General features: G+C 59.6%; 21 protein-coding genes. 14 read left to right on the top strand and 7 right to left on the bottom strand.

All coding sequences use genetic code 11. The features are described 5' to 3' along the window. Window positions 1–12: 12 nt before the first annotated feature. Both AB0N24_RS04885 and AB0N24_RS04880 read right to left on the bottom strand, forming a co-directional pair. Entirely contained in the window at window positions 13–840 is an 828-nt protein-coding gene (locus tag AB0N24_RS04885; RefSeq protein WP_364121217.1) for a MinD/ParA family protein, read from the bottom strand. 1,101 nt (window positions 841–1,941) lie between these two features. After that, complete coding sequence (locus AB0N24_RS04880) at window positions 1,942–2,190, bottom strand: hypothetical protein (RefSeq protein ID WP_364121214.1); 249 nt, start codon at window positions 2,188–2,190, stop codon at window positions 1,942–1,944. A 1,028-nt stretch (window positions 2,191–3,218) separates the two neighbouring features. Between AB0N24_RS04880 and AB0N24_RS04875 the strand changes: the two genes are divergently transcribed. From AB0N24_RS04875 to AB0N24_RS04865, 3 genes are all read left to right on the top strand, one after another. Then, complete coding sequence (locus AB0N24_RS04875) at window positions 3,219–3,512, top strand: helix-turn-helix domain-containing protein (protein ID WP_252573605.1); 294 nt, start codon at window positions 3,219–3,221, stop codon at window positions 3,510–3,512. Window positions 3,513–3,514: 2 nt separating this feature from the next. Continuing rightward, entirely contained in the window at window positions 3,515–5,284 is a 1,770-nt protein-coding gene (locus tag AB0N24_RS04870; RefSeq protein ID WP_364121211.1) for a phage/plasmid primase, P4 family, read from the top strand. A gap of 681 nt (window positions 5,285–5,965) precedes the next feature. Next, entirely contained in the window at window positions 5,966–6,961 is a 996-nt protein-coding gene (locus tag AB0N24_RS04865) for a trypsin-like peptidase domain-containing protein (RefSeq protein ID WP_364121208.1), read from the top strand. 352 nt (window positions 6,962–7,313) lie between these two features. Here the strand turns inward: AB0N24_RS04865 and AB0N24_RS04860 are convergent, their stop codons facing one another. Continuing rightward, window positions 7,314–7,547: a hypothetical protein gene (locus tag AB0N24_RS04860; protein ID WP_364121205.1), complete on the bottom strand. Its 234-nt coding sequence runs from the start codon at window positions 7,545–7,547 to the stop codon at window positions 7,314–7,316. Between the two features lie 355 nt (window positions 7,548–7,902). Here AB0N24_RS04860 and AB0N24_RS04855 point away from each other — a divergent pair, with 355 nt between their 5' ends. Continuing rightward, window positions 7,903–9,381 carry an RNA-guided endonuclease TnpB family protein gene (locus tag AB0N24_RS04855; protein WP_364121202.1) on the top strand — a complete coding sequence of 493 codons (1,479 nt, stop codon included), beginning with the start codon at window positions 7,903–7,905 and terminating at the stop codon, window positions 9,379–9,381. Window positions 9,382–9,623: 242 nt separating this feature from the next. Here AB0N24_RS04855 and AB0N24_RS04850 read toward each other — a convergent pair whose 3' ends face one another. Further along, the gene (locus AB0N24_RS04850) at window positions 9,624–9,959 is read right to left on the bottom strand and encodes a hypothetical protein (protein WP_364121199.1); all 336 of its coding nucleotides are present in this window, start codon (window positions 9,957–9,959) and stop codon (window positions 9,624–9,626) included. A gap of 204 nt (window positions 9,960–10,163) precedes the next feature. Further along, window positions 10,164–10,553, bottom strand: coding sequence for a hypothetical protein (locus AB0N24_RS04845; RefSeq protein ID WP_364121197.1), 390 nt, complete (start codon window positions 10,551–10,553; stop codon window positions 10,164–10,166). A gap of 42 nt (window positions 10,554–10,595) precedes the next feature. On the opposite strand from AB0N24_RS04845, the gene AB0N24_RS04840 reads away from it, so the two are divergent. Then, window positions 10,596–11,051, top strand: a complete 456-nt coding sequence (locus AB0N24_RS04840) for a hypothetical protein (protein ID WP_364121194.1) — start codon at window positions 10,596–10,598, stop codon at window positions 11,049–11,051. A gap of 521 nt (window positions 11,052–11,572) precedes the next feature. Then, window positions 11,573–11,776, top strand: a complete 204-nt coding sequence (locus tag AB0N24_RS04835; RefSeq protein WP_252573598.1) for a hypothetical protein — start codon at window positions 11,573–11,575, stop codon at window positions 11,774–11,776. 108 nt (window positions 11,777–11,884) lie between these two features. Here AB0N24_RS04835 and AB0N24_RS04830 read toward each other — a convergent pair whose 3' ends face one another. Then, on the bottom strand, window positions 11,885–12,046 hold the full coding sequence (locus AB0N24_RS04830) for a hypothetical protein (RefSeq protein WP_364121191.1): 162 nt from the start codon (window positions 12,044–12,046) through the stop codon (window positions 11,885–11,887). 2,754 nt (window positions 12,047–14,800) lie between these two features. Here AB0N24_RS04830 and AB0N24_RS04825 point away from each other — a divergent pair. Further along, window positions 14,801–15,574, top strand: a complete 774-nt coding sequence (locus tag AB0N24_RS04825; RefSeq protein ID WP_364121188.1) for a hypothetical protein — start codon at window positions 14,801–14,803, stop codon at window positions 15,572–15,574. 268 nt (window positions 15,575–15,842) lie between these two features. Then, window positions 15,843–16,205 (top strand): hypothetical protein, encoded by a 363-nt coding sequence (locus AB0N24_RS04820; protein WP_364121185.1) that lies wholly within the window; start codon window positions 15,843–15,845, stop codon window positions 16,203–16,205. 198 nt (window positions 16,206–16,403) lie between these two features. Here the strand turns inward: AB0N24_RS04820 and AB0N24_RS04815 are convergent, their stop codons facing one another. Beyond that, window positions 16,404–17,411, bottom strand: coding sequence for a LacI family DNA-binding transcriptional regulator (locus AB0N24_RS04815; protein WP_364121183.1), 1,008 nt, complete (start codon window positions 17,409–17,411; stop codon window positions 16,404–16,406). 238 nt (window positions 17,412–17,649) lie between these two features. On the opposite strand from AB0N24_RS04815, the gene AB0N24_RS04810 reads away from it, so the two are divergent. From AB0N24_RS04810 to AB0N24_RS04785, 6 genes are all read left to right on the top strand, one after another. Then, on the top strand, window positions 17,650–19,023 hold the full coding sequence (locus AB0N24_RS04810; RefSeq protein ID WP_364121180.1) for an extracellular solute-binding protein: 1,374 nt from the start codon (window positions 17,650–17,652) through the stop codon (window positions 19,021–19,023). A gap of 56 nt (window positions 19,024–19,079) precedes the next feature. Continuing rightward, window positions 19,080–20,081 carry a sugar ABC transporter permease gene (locus tag AB0N24_RS04805; RefSeq protein WP_364121177.1) on the top strand — a complete coding sequence of 334 codons (1,002 nt, stop codon included), beginning with the start codon at window positions 19,080–19,082 and terminating at the stop codon, window positions 20,079–20,081. After that, window positions 20,081–21,001, top strand: coding sequence for a carbohydrate ABC transporter permease (locus tag AB0N24_RS04800; protein WP_364121174.1), 921 nt, complete (start codon window positions 20,081–20,083; stop codon window positions 20,999–21,001). The genes AB0N24_RS04805 and AB0N24_RS04800 overlap by 1 nt, the downstream gene beginning before the upstream one ends. Further along, window positions 20,998–22,401, top strand: a complete 1,404-nt coding sequence (locus AB0N24_RS04795) for an adenylosuccinate lyase family protein (protein WP_364121171.1) — start codon at window positions 20,998–21,000, stop codon at window positions 22,399–22,401. Before AB0N24_RS04800 ends, AB0N24_RS04795 begins: the two co-directional genes overlap by 4 nt. A 76-nt stretch (window positions 22,402–22,477) precedes the next feature. Further along, window positions 22,478–22,687 carry a hypothetical protein gene (locus tag AB0N24_RS04790; RefSeq protein ID WP_364121168.1) on the top strand — a complete coding sequence of 70 codons (210 nt, stop codon included), beginning with the start codon at window positions 22,478–22,480 and terminating at the stop codon, window positions 22,685–22,687. A gap of 50 nt (window positions 22,688–22,737) precedes the next feature. After that, on the top strand, window positions 22,738–23,988 hold the full coding sequence (locus AB0N24_RS04785) for an IS256 family transposase (RefSeq protein ID WP_364121630.1): 1,251 nt from the start codon (window positions 22,738–22,740) through the stop codon (window positions 23,986–23,988). Window positions 23,989–24,266 lie beyond the last annotated feature (278 nt).

Here is a 24,266-nt window from a genome sequence, read left to right as displayed (position 1 = left end):
AGCGGGTCTGCCCTACAGGTACCCGTCGACGATCGCAGCGGCGATCTCCTTGTAGGCCCGGCGGGTGTTGCCAGAAAGCTTCTCGAGGGAGATCCTGTCCCCGTCAGCCACGCCACGGTCATGCGGAACCGTGATCAGCTTGCGGCAGTACCCTGCCAGGTGCTCTTCGATGGCGCGCTTGTCCACACGGTTCGACACCTGGTCCTTGTCTGTTACAACCACGATGGCGTTGCGGGCCAGGTTTTCGTATCCGTGTCCAGCCAGCCACTGCAGGGTGTTGCGGGCACGCTTCGCGCCGCTGACGGCGTAGCCGGAGGCGATGACCAGGTTGGTAGCCCGAGGCAGCACACCTGCCATCGCCGGGTGCGAAACCCCGGTTCCGCAGTCCGTCAGCGTCACGGCATAGTACTGGGAGACGAGGTGATGAATCTTGGAGTATTCGGCTGCTGTCAAGGCATCGGACAGGGCCGGGTCCTGCTCGCCCGCTACGAGGTGCAGCCGGTTGGCATGATGCATGTAGTCCGTCAAAGCTGTCAGGGAAGTGATTGCATCAATGTCCCTCACAATGTCCGTGACCGTGCGGGGTTTGACCTTCTGGTACAGCATCTCCCCGAGTGCACGCTCGGCCAGGTCCCCGCTGTCCGGGTTGGCGTCGATGGCGCAGGGGTGGTCTCCGCGGTACTCGGCAAGGATCATGCCCACCCCGACGGTGGTGGAGGTCTTGCCGATGCCACCTTTTAGGCTCAGCACGGCAGTGTTGAAGCTCCCCGACAGTGGACGAGCGATCCTTCGTTCCAGCTCGGCGTCATCCTGGTCCTTGGCGCTGGGGCCGAGATTCAAGTACCCACCAGTGGCCGAATACAAAACGCCCCTCACGCCAGTGGTTGGTCGCGGACGGTCCGGCCTGACGAATTGCGTCTCAACATGAGGTGTTCCGTATGGTGAAGGCTCCTGCTCAGGTACCTTCACCGCCGCAGTGCCCTGCGTGGCAGCCTGTGGCATCTGCGGAAACGCCTCCCGGGCGGGAAGCACCACAGGTAAGACATCCTGATCCGGGAACCGGCCCGCGGCCTCTGGTGCGCCGGCATCGGCAGCCTGTTCGGCAACGCCGCCCGTACTCCCGGGGCCTTCCGGGGTAGGACTAGTCGGGGCGTCGGCGAGGGCTTCGGCAGTTCCATCGGCGAGAACCTGGAATTTGCCCTCCTGACCGTTGGAATGGTCAACGGCATGAGCCACGGCCGGCGCACCCGAGCTGCGTGCATATTCAGCAAGGACCGCAATGGCTGCTGAATACGGATCCATCCCTGGAGGCGGAGCAATCCGCTCACCCCCGACAGTAACCCTGCCATCGGCAAACACCTCGACGCGTGTGGCCCCCAGATCCATCACTACACTCCTCAAATACCGCGTGCGCAAAGCTGCGCCACCTCAGCGATCCTAGCCCGTTCGTCTCGCTAGGTCATGTCACGGTGCGGGAGGCGGCTCAGGGGACCGTCTCCCCATCTACCGCGACCGCCTAGCGGTGATCCCCGGCTGGGTCAGTCCCTCGACGCGGAGGCCGAAGACGAGGCGCGGTAGCTGAGTGGGTGAGGAACTGCGGGGGCCTTAAGGGCTGCAGGCGGTTACTGGCCTAGGTACCAGAGAGCGGACGCCCCCGTGAATGCACTCGACGTGTGGCTGCACAGGCAGCGCCTGGGCTACAGCGGCGACAAATCGGACCCGGCCAAGGACAAGAACCTGACAACCTCCTTCCTGGCTGACGGGAAAGCGGAGGTCACCGGAGCGGGCGGTGCAAATGGCGGGCTGCGGCGACTGCTAGCGGGTTCCATATTTTTTAGCGTCATCGCTCAGGCCGGTGCCAGTACATCGTCAACCAGACGTTTTAGCGGACCAGAGACCGTTGTTTACTTCACCAGTACTCGGGACTACTGCTCGCGCTCGCTACAGCCCGCCGGCGCCCTTCCACTCCTCAGGCTTCACCCGCTTGATACTGGACGAATGCGCCCAGCCCACGTGATATTTGCCGGATGAGTCGAGCCACTCAATCAAGCCATAGTTGCGGGTCCATCCCACAGCCTTGCCATAGAGTCCGCCCACGTACACCAAGGGCCGGCCATACTTCGGGAACTCTCTGATGGGACCCGGATCATCAATCGGACGGCTCTCTTCCGCATGGATCCGCGCAAACATGCGGTCAGAGTCCTCAGGAGTACCTCGCTTGATCACTGGTTAAATATAGAACATATATTCGAACAACTTCGACTGAAGAGCTCGGAATCAGACATCCGTGCTCAGGTGCCGCGCCGCCTGCGGGCCATGCTCAGCCAAAGGGTCGCAGAGGAGTTGACTGCCGGCGGACAGCAACTTCTCCGCGAAATCCGTCGCACACCAACACTCGATACTGGTGTGCGACAGGATGTGCGACACCAAGTGCGACACGAGATTTTGTTGATATTTGAGCATGTTTAAACAAAGTGTCGCACTGTAGCACTGAAAAAAAGAACTTACTTGAGAAGGCCCCTATTCATTAGCCGTCCCCAGAGAAAACTTTCAAACGTGTGCGACAGTGCGACAAGACACTGTTTTCGTTGATAACTCGGGGGAAACCATGTCGCACAGACCCTAAGTTCGCTAGTGCGACATTGCCTCCCATTCCCCTCCGCCCGAGCAATCAAGCATTCGCATCTCCGATCTTCGAGGGGCAACTGTGGCCTAGCACTAAACATTTGAATTGCCGCCGGTGTCCGCGATTTGCCTATCAAAGATCATCAAGGTGATGATATGGTTTTGATATCTGGAATTCCCAGGTGCGCAACTGAACATCAGGTCACGCTCGTCGGTAGGCGGCGTGGCTGAAGAAAAGTGCAAGCCCTTTAGGGGCCAGGCTAACGCCGTCGGCAGGCGTGTTAGCTGGAGAACATAGTGCAGACGCCCCGTTTCCTAGGCGGGCGTCACGTCACGATCGCTGGCAGGCGTCGTGACGGGAAGATCATGCAGGCCCTCGCGGCCAGGTGCAGACGTCGGCAGACGCGTGCACTTCAAAACAACAATGCAGACGTTCCCTTTTAGGTCGACGTCACGTCACGATCGCCGGCAGGCTTCGAGACGGGAATCATGCAGGCCCCTCATGGGCCAGGTGCAGGCGCCGGCAGGCCCGAGCACCCAGGATCGTGCAGATGGCTTCTCGTTGTGCTCCCATCTTCATCTTGGAGCATCAAATGCCTGCCGTTACCCGTCTCGACCTTGGCGCAGCTGCTGTATGCAGCGGCCGCAGCGTCATCACCCTCCGCCGTTACATCAAGGCCGGCCGTCTACCCGCTGTCAAGGATGGACGCAAGATCTACGTCACCAGACCGGATCTTGACGCCGCCGTCACACCCATTCCGATAGTCGCTTCTGACAGCGATCTGAAGAGTTGGGCGCGTCGCATGGCCGCCGCTGCCCCGCCTTTTAGGCCAGAGCAGCGGGACATCATCGTCTCGACATTCACTACCGCTCTCGGACGTGCATAGCCGTGAGCACAAAAGAAAACCGCCCCGTCAGTGACGAGGCGGCTCAAATAGCGTTTGGCGGCGCTGACAACAATTCTAGCAGCTTGCTACTCACTTTCGATGAGATTCTTGTCGAAAGTGCCAATTCCACTGCCAAAAGCGTCGGTGATATCCCACTGGATAAGCTCGGCTCACTATGTGTGCAGAAAACAGAGGAAGTACTTAATAAGCAAAACGCCGCGCGCAAGGTAGCCGGAATGAAATCGCTGCATTCATTCCAGACTCTGCAGCCGATACAAGCCGCCATTCTGCTTGAGTCGGCTTTTTCCATCCGCGATGTGACTCCTGGCGGCACATCAGCAGATGATGGGCTCGGCCTGCTCTCGTTTTACCAGGACGAGGGTGATCACGCTGGCACTTACCGACGCTCCGATCTCAGTCTCCTGGATCAGCTGGCGGGAAAGCTCCGCCCGACCGGTGATCGGAATTGGCACAAGGAAGTCGAACTGGCATTGCGTCGCCGGGTACCAAAGGAACCTGAGCTGGTAAACCCTGATGAGCTGCCATTGAACGACTGCTGGTACAACTACCGCACTGGCCAGCGGACGCCATTTGGTCCTGAGCGAGTGACCCTGTCGAAGTTTGCAACACGTCTGCCCTCAGTAGGACCTCCGGTGCCGGAGATCGTGAACGTGGACGGTACCGTTTGGAACGCTTGGGACTGGTTTTGTGAAGTGATCCCAGACGAGGGAACACGCACCTTGGTCCTGCAGGTCATCGGTATGTGCCTGCGCCCTGCAGTTGACTGGCGTGTCCTCGTGTATTTCATCGGGGATGGCTTGAACGGTAAGGGCACGATCCTTGAGTTGATTCGGGCGATCGTTGGATCGCACCTGGTGACCAGTATCCCGCCGAGCAAGTTTGCGGATCAGTTCTCCCTCAGCTCGGCAGTCGGCAAGCGTCTGAATCTCGTGGATGAAGATGACGTGGGCAAATTCATCGAGAATGCCGCGGTACTCAAGCAGGTGATCTCGAGAGACCCCATATTGCTTGATCGCAAACACAAGGATCCAATATCGGTGCAGTTGATCATGAGCACCATTGCGAGCCTGAACGAGTTCCCGAAGCACAAAGACAAGACAGAGGCTATGTACGACCGCCAGATGTTCATCGAATTTCCCGAGCGGTTTGCGGGGATGAAGAAGAATCCTGCCATCAAGAACGATTACGTCAAACGTGCAGAAGTGCGCGAGTGGTTCGCGTACATGGCACTCGTGGAGCTGCCGGCCTATACGAAACTCAGTGAGCCGGAGAGTGTCGCGAAGGCGAAAGCGGAGTTTCGTGCGGACTCAGACAAGGTTGTGGCCTTCTGGGAAGAATACGGAGACGGCTTTGAACGGGACTTCCTCCCCTTCGAGATGCTGTATCAGCTCTTCGTGGCACACGAGAAGCGGGTGAATCCGAAGGGTTCGGTCGAAGCGATGAGGGTGTTCACCGGACGCCTGAAAAAGCTCGTCGATCCGGGCGATTGGATAGTACCGGTCGGCGGCAACGGCAAAGACAAGGAACTGGGCATCGCCCAGTGGATTATTGGCATCGAACCGTTGCTCGCGGAGTTCGACCATGTGCCTGATGTGGGGAACTGGGGCTGGGACGCGTACGGCGACAACGGCGCCGGCAGTGTTACTGAATGGATGAAGAAGAAGCGGAAGGCGCGCGGTTTCGTACGCCGCTCGGCCTGGGAGGCGCACGATGCCGCCGGGACTACTCCGTACCTGGCACGCCATTCGTGAACGAATCGAACGAGGACATGATGCGAAGGCGGAAACAAGGAAACCACACGGTAACCCTTGCGAAAGGGCTTGCAACAAGAGCAGCGGAGAAAGGCCTCATCACCCATAAGGTCAGGAATGCGGTGGATCCGCGCTCTACACATGGGGCTTCCCAGCCGGATGGGTCTTCGAGAGGCGCCCTTCCGGCCCAGTCAGCGAGGGCATGCCGACACTGTCCTAAATTGAGGTAGTACGTCATCTACCGGACGGCGGGCCAGAGACAGGGCCCGCCGTCCGCAGGTCATCCTCTTAGGCAAGAGCGGCACCTACCTGGACCGCCGCGGTTCAAGTATTGCTCGCGAACGAGCCGTTCTTGAGCGGTTTGCACAGAAGCGTTCCTACCTTCGAGCGTGAACCAAGCCGGGGTGACATGGTGGGCCGAAAAGAATGGCGAAGCGCTTTTAACAAGGAGACTTAAATGTTAAGCTCTCTCCTGTTACCTAACTAAGGGACGAGAATTCTCCCCAACTGCCGACAGAGCCATGACTTTGTCGTGAATCCTCATTTGTAGGCGGAGAAGAAACTAGCAGCGTAGGCGGCGCGGCGAGTAGAAGTCATCCGAAGATGTCGATTGGGGATCGAGTGCGCCCTAATCGCATCGGCAAAGAGTTGGGGATATCTGTGCGGAAAAAAGGTACGGTCATGACTAGCACCATTTTTATGGTGCTAGCTCTCAGTTTTTCGGGTTCCGCGGTTGCCGGGGCCGCACCAGACAGCGGGAAGATTGCGCTTCCCAATGAAGATCAGACGCAAAGCATTTCGAAGCCAGTTCTGGAGAAATTCGCATCAGCCAAACCTTGGACTGCGGAGAGAATGAAGAAGGCGATTCTTGCGGATGACCCGGAAGCCTCCGCGGCCGTTCCTCTTAGTCCCACCGAAGCCCAGGATAACGTCAGCAAAGACAAGGAAAAGAAGGCTACCAAGGCGACGGAACCAGTTGCTCCACTGACCAATCCTGATCAACCAGCTCTTCTCGCTGCAACGACTGTCCCTTCCACGGCAGGTAAGTTGTTCTATTACAATCCGTACGATCGGAGGGACTATGTATGCTCCGGTTCGGTAATCAATAGCAACTATAAGAATCTCGTCATCACCGCAGCCCATTGCGTCCATGGGGGTCCAGGATCAGGCTTTTTCAAGGAGTTTGCCTTCGCTCCCGCCTATTTCAACGGCCCCAACAGCTATTACGGCGTTTGGAACTATGAAATGGCGCGTACATTCAATTCATGGATCAACAGTAGTGACTGGTCACACGACCAAGCATTTGTGTCCTTCCAGCCACGGAACGGACAAGAGCTTGTTAACGTGACCGGCGGCAACGGACTTGTGACCGGTAACTCACGCACACAGAGCAACACGCGCATTTGGGGGTGGCCCGCCGGGGCGCCCTATACCGGAGAGGTTCCGTACTACTGTGATGGCACTTCTGAAGCCTTTGCATTCAGCAGCACTGATTCGGCTCTCTACTGCGATATGACTGGCGGTGCCAGCGGTGGACCTTGGTTGAAAGACACCATCAACTACAACCTGGGTTACGTCTACGCAGTGACATCCCGCAGGATGCCGGTTGGCCGGCCACTTTTGCTCGCAACACCTAACTCAAGCGACGTGCTGAGCATGTTCAACCTGATGTACTAGTCCTATCGAAGGAGGTCGAGACCATGACTTTCGTGCACCTCGGCACGGACAAGCGGCGTAGGGCGGCAGGACTGATTCTGGCTGCAATTCTTGCAGGACTCCTCACGGTTGGCGTGATTATCCAGAGGGCAAGTCAGGCACCCGGAGGGAGTGGCGATTCCACCGTCACAACACCGGGGGTCGGAGAGACTTCTACCTGGTCCCCGGATCGAATGAAGAGTGCAACACCTCAACCAATGCCACGCGTCCCCTAGCAGCAGAGATTGCCCAACGGGCGTACATTTGGCGGCTGCAACAAATCCGCTGATGTACGCCCGGTGGGCGCCTGCCCCCGTCTTGCCATGGCACATCCTCAGTTTTTGGGAAGTGACGTCCCGTCGGAATAGCCGCAGGCATCGTCAACCGGGCAGTACGTCCGGACGATCGGGGGCAGCTTCATCTTCGACAGGCGCTTCACCGTCGAGGACGTTGTGCGGCCCAACTGCTCATCGAGTGTGACCTTCAAACGGGCTGCAAGGATCTCACGCCGCAGCGTGTCAAACACCTGCTCCTTGCTCCTGGGGTCGTACTTTCTCCGGCTGGTCATGGATTTCCTCCTTGCTGCTCCCATTCTCGCTGGAGGCTGACTAATCGTCTATTGCACAACAACGGCAGGGCTTCCTCCATGCACGCCTCTGACTTCACAATTGGTGCATGACGCGTAACATCCCCAAATTTGGACAGGCCCATCAATAACATTCGAATCTCGTCCTAAGTCAGCCAACCGAGACTCATTCGAAAATCTATTGTTCAGCGGAGTGCTCCTGTACACATGTGCGTAAAAGGTTGATTTACGAGCGGAATTCGGTCGATAGTGGCCCCAGAATTGGCACGACCGATTGCAGTTGCTCTGGCGACCACGAGACTGGTCCCTGGCCGTTTCCTGGGACTACCTTGGCGTCATGAGCACGCTGACCGCGACGGCAACCACTGTCATTCATCGCGCCTATCGCCTCACACTTGATCCGTCACCGCAGCAGGCCGAACAGCTTTCCCAGTGGGCCGGCGCCGCGCGATATATGTACAACCATGCGATTGGAGCGAAACGCAGTAGCCACCGACTCTGGCTCCAGGAGGTAGCTTTTGCGACGTACGAGCAGGCGCTCACCGAAGTGCAAGCTCGCACGGCCATCAAGATCCCCATCCCGTCAACGCCTGACTTCAATGCTTGGCTCACCACGATTCGAAACACCCACCGGGACGCCGCCGGCAACGGATCCCTTTTGCCTGGTCGTGACGGCCGGGAACATGAGCCCTGGATTCACGCGGTGAATCGGAGTGCGCTCGTCGGTGGGATGAGGCAGGCAGACGAGGCTTGGAAGAACTGGATCGCTTCCATTCAGCAAACCCGTACTGGCCGGCGAGTCGGGTACCCGCGCTTCAAGAAGCGGGGTGTTGCCAAAGACTCTTTCACGATCACGCATAACCGGAAGTCGCCAGGGATTCGGTTGACGACGACTCGGCGACTGAGGATCCCAACTTTCGGCGAAGTCCGTATCCATGACCATGCAAGACGCCTTCAGAGGAAAATTCGCGCCGGCTCCGTTGAGGTCACTTCCGTTACGGTCAATCGTCGCGGCCATCGGTGGTATGCCAGTCTCACCGTGGAAGAAACAATCCCGATGCCCCGACTGTCGAAACGAAAGAGGGCTGCCGGAATCGTTGGTGTAGATCTTGGAGTGAAGGTTACCGCTGCCCTCTCAACCGGGGACCTGATTCCCAACCCGCGCATCAAAGCCTTACATGCAAAAAAGCTTGCACACCTACAAACGGCACTTGCCAGATCAAAGAAAGGATCCCGCAACCGGGCGCAACTCGTCGGAAAGATCGGCCGACTCGCCCATCTCGAAGTACGCCAGCGAGAAGGTTACGCCCATGACCTGACGAACCGCCTAGTCAATACTTGGGCGATCATTGGAATCGAAGACCTCAACGTCGCGGGTATGACGAGATCATCCCGCGGGACGGTGGAAAAACTCGGCAAAAATGTTCACGCCAAAGCCGGACTCAACCGCTCAATACTCGACGTGGCACCCGCCAGGATACGTCGCCTTCTCACCTATAAGACGTTCTGGGCTGGATCCCAGCTGATAGTCATCAATCAGTGGGCGCCAACAAGCAAAACGTGTTCAACCTGCGGCGCAGTGAAAGCCAAACTGGCACTTGCAGAACGAACATTCGAATGTCAGGTCTGTGGTTTTGTACTGGACAGGGATGTCAACGCAGCCCGCAACATCGCCGCTTTAGCAGCCGTCGCCCCCAGCACGGAGGAGACGCAAAACGCCCGCCGAGCCGCCCCGGGCAAACTCGTAACTGGTACGGACGAGCACCGGGTGGCAATGAAACGGGAAGGCCTCCAAAGGGTCATCTTCGCTCAGTGATGAGCGGACGTTCCACGCATGTGCGGATGGGTTTACGGACTTACCTCGGTGCGGGCCGAACGGCTCTACCGCTCGAACCAGGAGGGGAACATCACTCACTTGGACTCGCGTCCAGGCAACGCGGGGAATGGCTAAACGGAAACCTCATCGGGGATGGGGAGCGGTTGCCCTCGTAGATTCCGGTCCGATTCGCAGACGCTGTCGTTAGAGTGGACAATCCCGGGTTTTGTGAAGAACCGCGTTCAGTCGTCGAGAAACTCGCGAATGTGAGTGGTGTAGGAAACCATAAAGTCCGGACCGGATGCGCCGGTGATTTCTGCCGCGCACTCAAAGGGCCGGCCGAAACTGAACGCTGCACGGTGGGCGTAGAGCTCAGGGGTGGACGAGCCATCGGTGGCCGAGGCGATGACGTGCCGCAAGTAGTTTTCCTGGTTTAGGAGAATCGTCACCGTAACGTTGCCGGCCCTGTCCATCAAATCTTCAGCCTGCCGGGAATCAAGAGGCAGCCGAGCATTAGCCGCAGCAATGCCGTAGGCACCACCGCGGTAGGTACCAGGGGCCTTGATGGTTTTTGTCATGCTGTGATCTTTCCGGCTGGAGTCTCATTGGATTGTCAAGATCAGTCATCCACATTCAACCAGATGTGAATCACGATTAACAGGTGTGTCGGCTAACCTCCCATCGAGCTCTTCGCGACCAGCTCTAGTGACCCACGAGGCGAGGCCGTTACTTCGCACGGGGATTATTCCTAGGTGCTCGGCTCTCCCCATAAATGAGTGCGGTCACAGGCTCCAGTTCGGTAGCTGGAAGGTGGAGTCCTCCTCGTCAGGAGCTCCAGCAGAATCCAGGTCGTCATCGTCGTCGCCGCGCGAGTCGACTTCTTCACGTTCGGCCCATCGAACGCTGATCGGGTTGAGGTGCTCGGCGAGTGCCTGGAGGACCTCCCACGGGGTCTCCTCCGGCAACAGATATTCGAGTGCGTCCTCAGTCTCATAGGCTGTAGCGCACCCCGCCCACATGTACCCGTCTTCCGCCCACATGTACCCGTCTTCACTGTCGTACGGGATTCCAGCATTGTCTGGCGTTAGGAAGGTTACGTGGAACTCTTCGAGGATTGCGTCCATGTTTGCGCCGACCTCTGGGATGGTGTCTGCGGCCCATTGGTAGGTCATGTCGCGAGCGTCGTAGTACGGCGCTCCGATGGTGAATTTCTCGTGAAAGAGCGGTTCAACGCCGTCGAGGCCTATGAGAAGGACTACGTCTTCAAGGTCAAATCTCAGGCCACCAACGACTCGCCATTCGCGTTCCCAGTCGAAGGTGTAGCTCTTGCCCGGATTCCACTGATCGACAAAGGGTGTGATGGCCCAGATGGGGTTGTCCCAGTCGCGATTCTCGAAGGCCGTCTCTTTGAGGCCGTGGATAGCCTGGTAGGGAGCTTTGTCGATGTCGAGGTACCAAACGCGCTGGCCGCCTGCTTGAGCACAAAATCCCGTCTGAAGGCGATACCCCAGGACTTACGGCGGTCTCTTAGGCGGTCAAGTTCTGACAGGGGCATCTCAGTGAAGCCGGCAGCTTTGTGTTTGTCTTCGACCATATGGAGGCCGCGGCCGAGACCAAAGGGCTTTCGAGCCTCGATGCGGCCGGAGGTGATGATGCTTGCCAGCGCCTGAGGTGTCGTAGTCATGTGGACTAGGTAGTCGCCGAGGTCGCGCGCGTTCCGATGTTGTTGTGTGCCCAGCAGGTGTTCTGGAATTTCTGAACTCACGGAGCTCCTCTTGTTGCATCAACGTCGCTGACACCCTAGCGCTTGGTCACACCCGTTGAGGAGCCACTTCTCCGTAACGCATTTACCGAAATCATTTCTGAAAAGCTCCGTCGGCAGCCTGCAGTGGATTTATGTCTTGGTCGAATCATCGCGTTCGTTCCTGACGTCAGAATTTAGGTCACCTGGCTGGGTCGCTGATTGAGTCTTCATTACCGGGTCCACGACGACGAACAAGGCGGTTTTCGGCTGTCGACGCCCACTCGCGACCTATCCATCTTTCTTGGGAACAGAGGGCCCGGGTTCACGCTGGCGGCCACCGAGACCGATGAGAATCTGACTGATAGCAGGGATGTGGAACCACAGGTGAGTCCGCCGTGGACGACCCTGATAGATCAGGAGACAATGAATCCACGAAGGAGGCCGACCATGACTAAAGGTACCCACTCCAAAGTCTCGGCTCGAGAGGCTCAGGCGATGAAGATCCGCCGCGGTATCCGTGCCGCGCAGCTCCGCGTCGCCCTGGACAAAGAACGCGGCCGCGTAACTCCGGAAGCTGTGGTCCGCCTGTCGAACCTGAAGCTCCCCGAGGTCACCGCGGTGAAAGTGCAGCGGCACATGGCTGCGCAATAACTTTGGCTCGACCAGAAGGAAGCCCCGCCCGGTAAACTCGGTTGGGGCTTCTTCTCTTGTTGGTCCTTCCCGGTCCTTAGTTGGGATCCACTTCGAGGGTTCCATCTCTCAGCCGTCAGATGGGTAGGCGTCGATGCTGTACTCCCCCACGCCATATTGCTTCAGATCTTCATCGTATCCGCGGCGCTCAATCATCACGCGGTCAGCCTGGCGGTGGTCTTCGGCGAAGATCACCAGATCGTAGTGGAACCCCTGCAGTCCATCAGCCATTAGCCGATCTTCCTGCCTCTGTCGACAGGGGCCGCGGGGCGTTCGCTCTGCTCTTCTCAGGGACGCCTGGGACATCGTCACTGGAGTCTCTGTCCGACGGCCGGCAGGCCGGCGGGAAGCTGGTGCCACTCGCGAAGCGATGGCTCCAGGGGCACCCCAGCGACGCGCAGCGTTGGTGGGGCAAGAGAGCGCCAGCGAACGCAGTAAGGGGCCCGGAGCGCAGCGGAGGGTGAGGGAGCGAAGCGACCGAAGGGATGTCGGCTGTGCCGACCACCGAGCGCAGCGAGGTGCCATCCCCCCTTATGCCCTTTCTCTTTATCCCTCACGTCTGGAGCTTTAGCGGAAGACTGAGGGGATTTCTGTTGATGTATCAGCGGAAAGTAGCGCCTACCACTTCGTTCCTACCCGACCATTTATGGTTCCTACTCGTAGGAGGGAGGGTTGGAGTGGCGCTACTTTGCGGTGGTTGAAGGCTTTTCGGTTCCTACCAGGATTGATAGTGCATGGCACCCGGTAGGAACCTGCTGCAACGCAGCGTCACGGGCCTGCGACGAAGGAGTAGGAACGGGTTCTGAGCCTTCGTCTGGTCTCACATCAACAGGACGCTGCGACGCAGGAGCAGTGGTCCCATACGAGCTGCCGCAGGGGCGCCGTCTGAGGAACGAAGACGGTGTCACAGTGGGGCGAGGGGGCTGCGCAGCAGTCCAACCCATGTCCTTGGCACTGGTGGTTCACCGGCCAGCAGGGATCGCTGCACACGCCTTCATGCTGCTTCGGAGGTTGCTGCATGGCCGCCTCAGCGGCTGTGGCGTTGCCGCTGCGCAGCCTCTTCAGAGGGGCAGCGATCCTGCTTCAGAACTCCGCTTCGAGAACAGCCGCAGGTACTCCCCCAAGGCTGCTCCAGTGTCGCCGGCGGCAGCTCCAATACAGTTCGCCAGGACGCCGCCGGCGGTCCCGTCGACTTTGCGCCACAGCTTGTGGCGCAATCTCTCACAGCGGTCGTCACAGGGTGGTAGCGATGCTGCTGCGGCGCCTCTCTCCGGGCGCATCAGGTACCGCGTCCACCGCTCCCCCGGGCTCGGGAATCTCTCGCAGGGCCCGGATAAGCGCTGCCCGCCCGGGGCTGGAAAGTACCTTCTGCGCAGTGTCCTCAGTGTGCTCTCCCACCCTGCATCAACGGGCTTAGGAAGAGCAGGATTTCGTACCCAGAAGAAGGTCCTCAAAGGGGGTGGTTGGCGGCCGTCATCTGACTGGCCTTCCATCCTGTATCGCCCCGGCCTAACCCCATCTGCTCCTTGGCTCGCCTGGTGGTTTGGGGACTCTCTGACACACGGTTGTCACGAGCAGAAATAGAGATCTGCTCCTCCTTTGGAGCTCTATTTCTGCTCGAGGGAACCGGACTCCTGAACCGCCTGGTGAGCGGTGGGGCTTTGCGCCAATGCATCGCCAACCGCCCCCGCCCCTCGCACTTCTTGGCACAGTGCATCCCACACAGCGTGGCGCTCGGAGAGCGCCGGCGGTGATAAAAAATGCAGCCCAAAGGCTGCCATCTTCTGGACACCTGTGGCCAGAATGGGTCCATAGTCGTCCTGCATCGGGCAAGCTGTGGGCCTGCGTAGTGCCTTCAGCACCTCGAATGCAGCGAAACCGGCCGTCAGCACAGCAAAACCGCATCGCGGCCCACAGTTGGGCTGCTTGTGGGCTGTTGCTGGTCAGTTCCTGCCCACAAGTGACCCGTTGTTGCTCACCACCGTTTTGGGCGATCGAAACGTGGCAGGCGGTGACCAGATCCAGCCCATTAGTGGGCGATGAGTGGGCCGCGCCTGTTGTGGCGGCCGAATTGTGGCCAGTTTCAGGCCACAATTCGGCCTGAAGTTGACCCACTCCCCTAAGTGATAGTCAACTACCGATAACCTAGATTCTGTAAGGCTGGGGGAGTGAGGGACTAGAGGTGTTGTCAGAAACCGGTGCCTGGGGTTCGCCCTCATGATCAGGGTCATGTCACCAGCCAACACATGAAAGATTGTCGGGCACGCCGATGTGGAATCCGTGCAGAAACGTCCGTGCGCAACCGCATTTTTTTCGCCTAGTATCCTGAGACACAAAACGGACCCAGCCGGGCGCTGAAGCGCGTACGCAAGAAATTTGACACTGTCCAGTATGGTAAATGATCAAGGAAGCAGCGCTTTCTCGCAGCGCAGATTCTGGTTCTGCAGCAATCAAGAACCGGAGTTGCAGGCCGGCCCATGACTCTGAATCTCCTTCGCAATGGTCTTCGGCACCATTGACTTGCAAGTGGCACGGAAGATTCGGGAATATCGGTTACAGCCCAACAAAGAACTCCGCTTGCTGCAGGGGTTGTGCTTTGCGGAAGCCGGTAAAACACTGCTGGCGTTCTGCGTGCACAGTCAAATTTGGAGCTGCTGCTATCTTGGGAAATAGATACCAACGTGCGCAGTTGCGCGTAACCAAAGACCTATTGACACGACCCGCATCATGATTCTTATAGGCAACTGGGCACAGGGCGGGTCATTGTAGCCAATCAGTTAGTAACGGCACACCGGCATCCCGCCTGAACAACCTTCGAACCTCTGCAACCGCAGGGGTTCTTCTCATTTAAGTACGGAAAGGAGCAGCTACTACACCCCCGGCCAGCCTCAACAATCGAAGGACCGTCTCCCGGACGGTCCTTTTCTTTTGCGCTTTTCCCATCATTCGGGCATCCGCAGATGCACTCAGACACAGGAGGTAACCATGAAGTCACACCCATATGCACGCTTCATCAACTGGACCGCGGCGACTTACATCGAGGAGCGCCGACCGGGCACCGGGCAATCTCAGGCGATACTCACTTGGCTGAGGGCCTATGGCATTACAGCCGCAAGAGTCGATGCTTTCCTGCGGCTTAGCCACGAGCACGCCGCCACGATGCCCAACGCGCTGGTCATGGACATTCTGGAGCTCAGCAACTCAAAGGTCCGCCAAACGCTGAAGGACGAATATCTTCTCGACGCACTGCTCCACACCTGGGGCGCCCTGGCCGACATCTATGGCAAAGCAGGTGCCCCCGCCGAACGAGAAATGGCCAGGCTACTGCTCCTGGGCGAAGCCGGCCACGCGCTAATCATGGCACAAGGCATGAGTTACCCCGGAGTAGAGACAATGCTCAGGATGTACCGGATGGAGACCGAACTGCTGGACCTTTCGCAGATCCACAAAGGCACACCGGGTTTCAAAAATATCGGCAGGCTCATTCAGGACGTCAAGCGGCAGAGAAAGGTGCTTCCAAAGCAGCCAACTCCTGTGCCTGCCCCGCAAAAGCAACAACGAATACAGCCGACTGCACCGCAAAAGCAGACTTCACAAACTTGGATAAACCAGCGCTCCGGAACCTCCGCTGCTGCCCACGACGAGGATCGACTCCCTGACCTCCCGACCAGCGATCGGCGCCGGCATAACCCTTCCGACAACCTGAACTATGGACTGTTCGGAAACTGGCGCGACCATTGGGACAACACGTTGCCCTGAGAGGCCAAAAGCATGTGACTCCAACAGCCGTTGACCTGCGTACCGCGGCGGAAGCCCGATCGGCCCGCGCCGCCGGAGCCGCCTGGAGTGAAATCGGGCGCATCCTCGGCATAACGAAACAAGCTGCCCAACAGCAGCGGTTCGGGGCTGTCGAGCGCGCGGGCGTGCTCCTGGGGCATTCTGGCGATTTGGACTAACTAGGCGGTCGCGTGACCAAACTGCCCCGCCAGGACAATCCACGCCGGCGCAATCTGATAGGAAAGAAACTGTGAAATCACTGGATGACTACCTCTACGACATCGACAACCGACCCTCGAACGCGGAACTCCGGTTCATGATCGGGATTCAAGTAGCGGTCGTCGGAGCCCTTGGCATCGCTGTCCCCCTGCTCACCCTGCACTGGGCCGGCGTACGCCAATGGGCATTGATCGGTATCCCATTGCTCTGCGCCGCTGCATCAGTGTGGTGGCTCCTGCGATTCCTCAAGCGACGAGGTTTAGAGACCAAGGCCAAATACGTGGCCCACGGTGGCAACCCTGCCGGCACGAGTGACCTTCTGTTCGGCCAAGTGTCGTACAAGATCACGCCGGATGGCCGGTGGAAATGGCCAACGCCAAGCTCAGGCGAATAAAGCACGTCGCAAGCAGCAAGGTAGCCCACATGCGCGTCCTCATGGCCCCCAGGGCCCGTTCTACAACTGCGATAAGTCCGGCCACCGGGACCCCGCCCACCTGGAGCCCAAACGTTGTGAATAGCGGCGATAAGTGGCGGTAAATTCGCAGCGCTCCATGTCGCGGATAGGTGGAACGAGGAGCAGTGGCCGACGGTTCTACTGGCAGCCGCAGGATTGCCTGACAGCTAGCTGCGGGATGGTTTTGTCGATTGAGGCAGGTGAGCCGGGTTCTTGAATTCGCTCGAGCAGCATGCGTGCCGCGCGGCGTCCGAGGGCTTCGCCTTTGGTGTCGACGCTGGTCAGGGGTGGTTCCCAGAGGGCTGCTCCGCCGATGTTGTCGTAGCCGATGACTTTGGTGGAAGTCCCCAAGCCATGGATGCGGAGTGCCCGGTAAAGGCCGAAGGCAATGCTGTCGCTATGGCAGATGATGCCGTCGGGGAGGGGGCCGGCTTCGATGAGCCGCTGACCGAGGTCGAGGCCGCTGACACTGTTGACGGCGCCTGGGATGTCGATCAGCGCGGAAGCGTCACGTCCGCTTCGTTTGAGGGCTTCTTTGACACCTTTTGTTCGGTCCGTGCGGGACAGGATGGCCGGCAGGCCGCCGAGGTAGGCAATTGTCTGGCACTCGTGAGCCTCTATCAGGTGGGTTGCAGCGAGCCTGCCGCCGACCACGTCGTCCGCGCCGACGTATGGCGCGTCGACATCCTTGATGTAGCGGGTCATCAGGACGTGCTCAAGTCCCCAGACCTTGAGCTCGTCGATGAGGGATGGGCTGGTTCCGGTGGCAGGCACGAGAGCCAGTCCGGCGACCTGGTGCTCGCGTAGTTTCCGGATGGCCTCGCGTTGACGGTGAGGATCGTCACCCGTGTTGACGAGCAGCGGGAGGTACCCTGAGTCCGTCAGGCCGGTCTCCAGCCCATGGAGCAATTCGCCGAAAAATGGACTCGCAATATTGGTAACGACAACGCCGATCGTGTTGGCCGTCTGAGTTCGCAGGGATGCGGCACCGCGGTTGTACACGTATCCGAGCGTTTGCATGGACTCGGCGACTCGTTGCCGGGTTTGCTGCGACACCCGCCCCGTTTCGCGCAGAACGAGGGAGGCCGTGGCGCGCGAAACACCTGCGTGGTCGGCGACATCCTGCAGGGTTACCGTTCCGGACATCCAAGCCTCCCAGCCCCATCGTTTGCATCAGAGGATAATTCCACTCTGACCGCTGCTGGAGTAATGATATACCGATCCAGCATCAAGACGCAGTTCAACACGCTAAGGACTTGCAGCTTCGGCCGCTACGCCACGTGAGTTTCGACGCTTCCGCACCAATTTCCTCTTGACAGTGACTTAGAGCACGTGCTTACATCTTGCTAGATCGATTGATCACTTATCTACTCAGGAGATTTCAATGAACGCAAAGAAGCGGACTATTGCGGCTGCCGTGGCCCTTGCCGGAGCTATGGCACTCAGTTCCTGCAGCCCGGGCGGTGAAGAGTCTGCCCAGAAGCAGTCTCTGACCGTTTGGACGCTGGAGCGCCAGCCTGACCGGGTCGAAATCCAGAAGCAGATTGCTGCTGACTTCACGAAGCAGTCCGGCGTTGACGTGGAAATTGTGGCCGTGGACGAGGCACAGTACAACCAACTGCTCGTGTCCTCCGCGGCCTCCGGTGAACTTCCCGATGTGATCGGCGGGCTTGGGCTGCCAGGAGTGGGTGCCCTCCAGGCCAACGACCTGCTCGACGGTGACGCGGCGTCGCGTGTGGTGAACGACCTGGGCAAGGACACCTTCGCCCCGCGGTCCCTCGAGCTGGCCAGCATCGATGGGAAGCAGCTGGCAGTCCCGAGCGATTCCTGGGCATCACTGCTCGTCTACCGCAAGGATTTGTTCGACAAGGCAGGCCTGAAGACACCGGAAACCTACGACGACATCCTCAAAGCCGCCCAGACTCTGACCACAGGCAGCCAGGTCGGGTTCTCCGGATTTACCACTAACCAGGAAACATTCGAGCACCTGGCACTGGGCAACGACTGCCAGCTGATCAACGACTCCAAGGAAATCACGCTGGACAGCCCCGAATGCACCGCATCGTTCAACTTCTACCAGGAGCTGATGACCAAGTACTCGGTCCCTGGCGAGCAGGACACCAACACGGCGCGGTCCAACTACCTCTCCGGCCGGGCGGCCATGGTCATGTTCTCCTCGTTCATCCTTGACGAGATGGCCGGCCTCCGCGGCGACATGCTGCCCTCCTGCGCCGAGTGCGCCGGCGACCCCTCATACCTGGCCAAGAACAGCAGAGTGGTCACGGCCATCAAGGGCCCTGACGGATCCGAACCGGCACAGTTCGGCTCCCAGGTGAACTGGGCCATCCCGGTGGAAGCCGCTTCCTCTGCCTCTGATTTCGTCAAGTACATGATGAGCGACGGCTACGAACGTTGGTTGGCCTTCGCTCCCGAGGGCAAGGTTCCCTCCCGCCAGGGCACCCAGGATAACCCGACGGAATACGTCGACGCCTGGAAAGCCATGTCCTCAGGCACCAGCACCAAGGCACCGCTGTCCGACTTCTACCCCCAGTCCGTCATCGACCAGCTGTCCACCTCGCCGGAAAAGATGAGCCTCTGGGCCGTGCCGCAAGGCCAGGGCGCACTCGCCGGCGCCCTGCTCGCCGAGAAGCCAGTCGCCAAAGCCATCAACTCCATGATCACGGGCGGAACGTCAGGGCAGGCCGCAGCCAAATCAGCGACCGATTCCGTACGAACCATCCAGTCCACCCTGAAGTAATCGGCGGACCGACCAGTGAACACCCGATACCCGACCCTGAGGTCACCGGAGGAATCATGACCACCACCCTGAGGAAATCACCCCGCACCAGGAAGACCCCTGTGCCCCCGGCAGGCTTGCGCCGCGGCGGAGGCGTCAGCCGGCGCCAAGCACGGGCAGGGCTGGCCCTCGTTTCACCCAGCCTCATCATCGTGCTCTTCCTGGTGGTCCTGCCCATCCTGTGGACCATGATGCTGGCCTTCCAGGACGTGCGGCTGATCCAGATCCGCCGCGCGAACCTCTTCGGCAACTACACGCTGGATAACTTCATCGGCGTCCTGACCTCCGAAGCCCTGTGGTCATCCCTCGGAACAACACTGGCGTACTCGATCCTGGGGACGGCCGGGGCCATCGTTGTCGGGCTCGCCGCGGCGCTGTCACTGCGGAACGCTTTCCGCGGCCGCACCTTGATCCGCGCCGCCATGCTGCTTCCCTACGTTGCCCCTGTCGTGGCATCGGCGTTCGTCTGGAAGACCATGCTCAATCCTCAGTTCGGTGTGGTCAACGCCTGGGGCACAGGCTTCCTGGGCTGGGAGCAGCCCATATCCTTCCTCACCACCCGAACCACCGACTGGTCGATCCTTGGCCTGACCGTTCCGGTACCGACAGCCCTGTTCACGGTCATCGCCTTTGAAATTTGGCGGACATTCCCCTTCGTCTTCCTGTTCATCACCGCGAGGCTGCAGGCCGTGCCGAAATCAATCGAAGAAGCGGCCCGGATGGACGGTGCGGTCCCGACCCAGATGTTCCGCCACATCCTGTTGCCCCAGCTCCTGCCAACCATCGCCGTCCTCAGCGTGCTGCGGTTCATCTGGACCTTCAACAACTTCGATGACGTCTACCTGCTCACCGGCGGCGGCGCCGGCACCGAAGTCGTCAGCGTAGGCGTCTTCAACTACCTCATCGGCCGCGGAGACATCGGCTCCGCGTCGGCACAGGCCCTGGTGCTGGCAGCCATCCTGACCGTCATGGTCCTGATCTACATGAAATTTGCCGTCAAAGACGAGGAAGTAGCGTAATGACAACCCTGAACGACGTCCGGTCCCGGAGTACAGCACCGGGACGGCCCCCCACGTGGTCACGCGACACCGCGGAAACCAAAACGCTGCGTGTCCTGCGCTGGGTAGTTATCGCCGTCCTGTTGCTCGTCACCGTCTTCCCGTTCTATTACATGGTCACGCTCTCCGTGAGGGACATCGGTTCCCTCATTGCTGACCCTGCGAGGGTCTGGCCCAAGCTGTCCGAAATCAGCTTCGACACCTACAGGAACGTTCTCGCGTCCGTCGCCGACGGCGGCCAAGGATTCGCCGGGTTCATCCTTACCAGTGGCCTGGTTGCCCTCGGCACCGTGGTCCTGACCCTGCTCATTGCCGTCCCCGGCGCCTACGCCGTCAGCAGGCTCCAGTTCTTCGGCCGGCGCCAGATCAGCGCACTGTTCCTCGCCGTCTACCTGTTCCCCAGCATCCTGCTCGCTGTGCCCTTGTTCGTATTCTTCACCAGGCTGGGACTGCGCGGAGCCATCGGTGTGCTGCTGGTGGTCTATGTCTCCCAGACCATCGCCGTGTCCATCTTCATGCTGCGCAACTACTTTCAGACAATTCCGGAAAGCCTCGAGGAGGCAGCCGCCCTGGACGGGCTGGGCAGGTTTGGCATCATGTGGCGCATCAGCCTGCCACTGGCAGGACCGGCCATCATGTCCAACGCCCTGTTCGTGTTCATGATCGCCTGGAACGAATTCCTCTTCGCCCTGCTGTTCCTGGTCGAAGAACGTAACAACTGGACCGTCTCCCTCGGCCTCGCCCAGCTCTCCGGGAGCCTCGAAGTTCCCACCACAATCCTGATGGCAGGCTCCGTCATCCTCACGCTGCCCATCATTCTGCTGTTCTTCGGCAGCGAACGCCTCCTCGCAGAAGGTCTCACCGCAGGATCCGAAAAATGACCAATACCCCAAGCCAGCCAGCAATAACCGCTCCCTTGGGAGAGCCGATCCCGTTGCGCTTCACCGACTACCGGGTCCCGGACCCGGGAATCCGGAGCCTCTTCGACCTCGAAGCCCGTTGGGAGAGCTGGCTCCAGGTAGAAGCGGCCCTCGCACGAGCCCAGGCCAAGCTCGGCATCGTTCCAGCCGAGGCCGCTGAAGCCATCACAACGAAGTCAACGCTGGCGGCGCTGGACATTCCTGCCATACACCGCGGCATCGCGGCCACCAGCCACCCCCTGATGGCTCTGATAACCGAACTAAGCAAAGCCGCGGGGGAACAGCACGGCGGCTGGGTGCACTGGGGTGCCACCACCCAGAACATCACCCAGACCGGGGATCTGCTGCAGATCAAGAAGGCCCACCTGATCCTGCTGGACCAGCTGGAACAGACCCTCGCTGCGGCCGCACTCCTGGCCCGGCGCGGGGCCTCCGCAGTCATGGCCGGCCGGACGCACAGCCAGCAGGCCGTTCCCATCACTTTCGGTTTCAAGGTTGCCGTGTGGATCGATGAGCTCCTCCGTCACCATGAGCGGCTCCGGCAGCTGGAGTCCCGGATGTTCAATGCCATGGCCGGCGGCGCTGTCGGCAGCTTCGCATCCCTTGGCAACGATGGGCCGGAGGTGCAGCAGCTCCTTTCCCAGGACCTGGGGCTGGGCAGCATGCGCATTCCGTCACGAGGAATCGCAGACCAGTTCGCCGAATACGTCGCTGTCTTGGCTTTGCTGGCCGCAACCGGCGGCCGCGTCGCCGGTGAAATATACACGCTGATGCGCCCAGAAATCGGTGAAGTCCGGGAAGCTTCACCAACGGGGACCGTCGGCAGTTCCACCATGCCGCACAAGCAAAATCCCCAGCTCTCCCAGGACTGCACCACTATCTCCGCTCAAATCCGCAGCCTCCTGCCCTTGGCAATGGAAGCAATGCTGCACGATCAGGAAGTAAACGGCGCTAATACGGCCATGATGGACGATGCTCTAAGCCGTGCCATCATTCTCACCGGAGACCTGCTTGCACGGCTAGAACTAATCCTCACCGACCTGGAAATTGACGAGGACCGAATGCGGACGAACCTCGAAATCACCCATGGGCTCGTTTCCTCCGAGGCCGTCATGCTCTCCCTCGGTCACGCCATCGGCAGGCAGCACGCGCATGACGTCGTCTACGAATCCGCTCAAGAGGCCATCAGGACCCGTCGGCAATTCGGCGATGTCCTAAGTGAAAACCCCACAGTCACTGCCCACCTAACAAGCCTGGAAATCGAGAACTTACTCGATCCACTCAATCACGTGGGCCTGTGCCAGGAAATCACTCTCGAAGCCGCAGCACGAGCCGATTCAGTCAGGTTGCTGAGCCACTAACCACCCAATCCGAACTGGCGGGTCTGAATGCTGCATAGCCTGCCTTTCCAACGTCATCAACGCAAAGGCTGGAGCAATGAGTACCAACAAGGACTATACAATCGCAATCACAGCGGCGGACCGTGCCAGCATGGAACGCCAGCTCGATGAGGCGGTGACTCATGCCAAAGCACAGGCACTGCAGGGAGGACAACAGGGAATTCTAGTCACCCGCATAAACCTTAATTCCTTCACCGTCGCCCTCAGCGGGACTGTAAGAAAAACGGTGTGTGAGGGTCCGGCCTGATCCGAAAGGAGACGGCCGTGTCAGAGTCCACGACCGAGATGACAGGGGTAATGATCGATCCTGTGACGGGAGAGATCATCGATCAGAAGGAGCTTGCGGAGCGGTTGCTCACGCAGGCCAAGGAGCAGGGCGTGAGCCTGGTAGGCCCGGGCGGGCTGCTGAACCAGCTCACGAGGAATGTGCTGGAGACCGCGCTGGAAGCGGAACTGACCGAGCACCTGGGCCACGAGCATGGCCAGACGCCGATCGCAGCCAACATGCGCAACGGCACCAGGTCGAAGACCGTGCTGACCGAGATCGGCCCTGTCGAGATTGAGGTGCCCCGGGATCGGGACGGGTCTTTCGAGCCGGTGATTGTGCCCAAGCGAAAACGACGTTTGGACGGGATCGACCAGATCGTCCTCTCGCTGTCCGCCCGGGGATTGACCACCGGGGAAATCGCCGCGCACTTCGAGGAGGTCTACGGGGCCAAGGTCTCCAAAGACACCATCAGCCGCATCACGGAGAAGGTTGTTGGCGAACTCGCGGAGTGGTCGGCCCGACCGTTGGATCCGGTCTATCCGGTGCTCTTCGTGGACGCGATCGTAGTCAAGGTCCGTGACGGGCAGGTGCGCAACACCCCGTTCTATGTCGTCATGGGCGTCACCGTGAACGGGGAGCGGGAGATTCTGGGGATCTGGGCCGGCGACGGCGCCGAGGGCGCCCGGTTCTGGCTCCAGGTGTTCTCCGAGCTGAAGAACCGCGGCGTGGAAGACGTGTTCATCGCTGTCTGCGATGGGCTCAAGGGTCTGCCGGAGGCGATCACGACCACGTGGGAGCGAACGGTGGTGCAGCAGTGCATCGTGCACCTGATCCGCAACAGCTTCCGCTACGCCGGACGCCAGCACCGCGACGGGATCGTCAAGGCCCTCAAGCCGGTCTACACCGCCCCGTCCGAGCAGGCCGCGAAGGAGCGGTTCGCCGAGTTCACGGCCGAGTGGGGCCAGCGATACCCGGCAATCGTCCGACTCTGGGAGTCCTCCTGGGCGGAGTTTGTGCCATTCCTGGAGTACGACGTGGAGATCAGGCGGGTGATCTGCACGACGAATGCGATCGAGTCGATCAATGCCCGCTACCGACGGGCCGTGAGTGCCCGCGGGCACTTTCCAAACGAGGCCGCTGCGCTGAAATGTCTGTATCTGGTCACCAGGTCTCTTGATCCGACCGGCGGCGGTCGGGCACGCTGGGTGATGAGGTGGAAGCCTGCGCTGAACGCGTTCGTGATTACCTTCACTGGTCGGTTCGAAAGGACCACTCACTAATGAAAACCGGCCGGACCCACACACCGTTTATCGGACAGTCCCCCCTCAGCGATACGGTGCCCTTTGGCCTGACGCGCGAGCGTCAGGAGTGGTGAGTTGATTCGGTTCCCACACCTGAATGCTCCTCCAGTACAGGGTTTCAGCTGTCATCGCATGGCGGTGTCTTGAAAAACAAAAGCTTTTCAAGACACGGTCGTCATGTCGATGAGGGTCTAAGGGATCAGCGTCCTGCCGGGCCGCCGTGTGTCTTGGAAAGATGTCTCACCGTGGATCGTCTC

Origin of the sequence: Arthrobacter sp. NPDC093128 (genome assembly GCF_040683875.1) — a bacterium.
Taxonomy (GTDB): Bacteria; Actinomycetota; Actinomycetes; order Actinomycetales; family Micrococcaceae; genus Arthrobacter.
The sequence above is the reverse complement of the archived record's forward strand: the minus strand, read 5'-3'. Positions and strand labels throughout refer to the sequence as shown.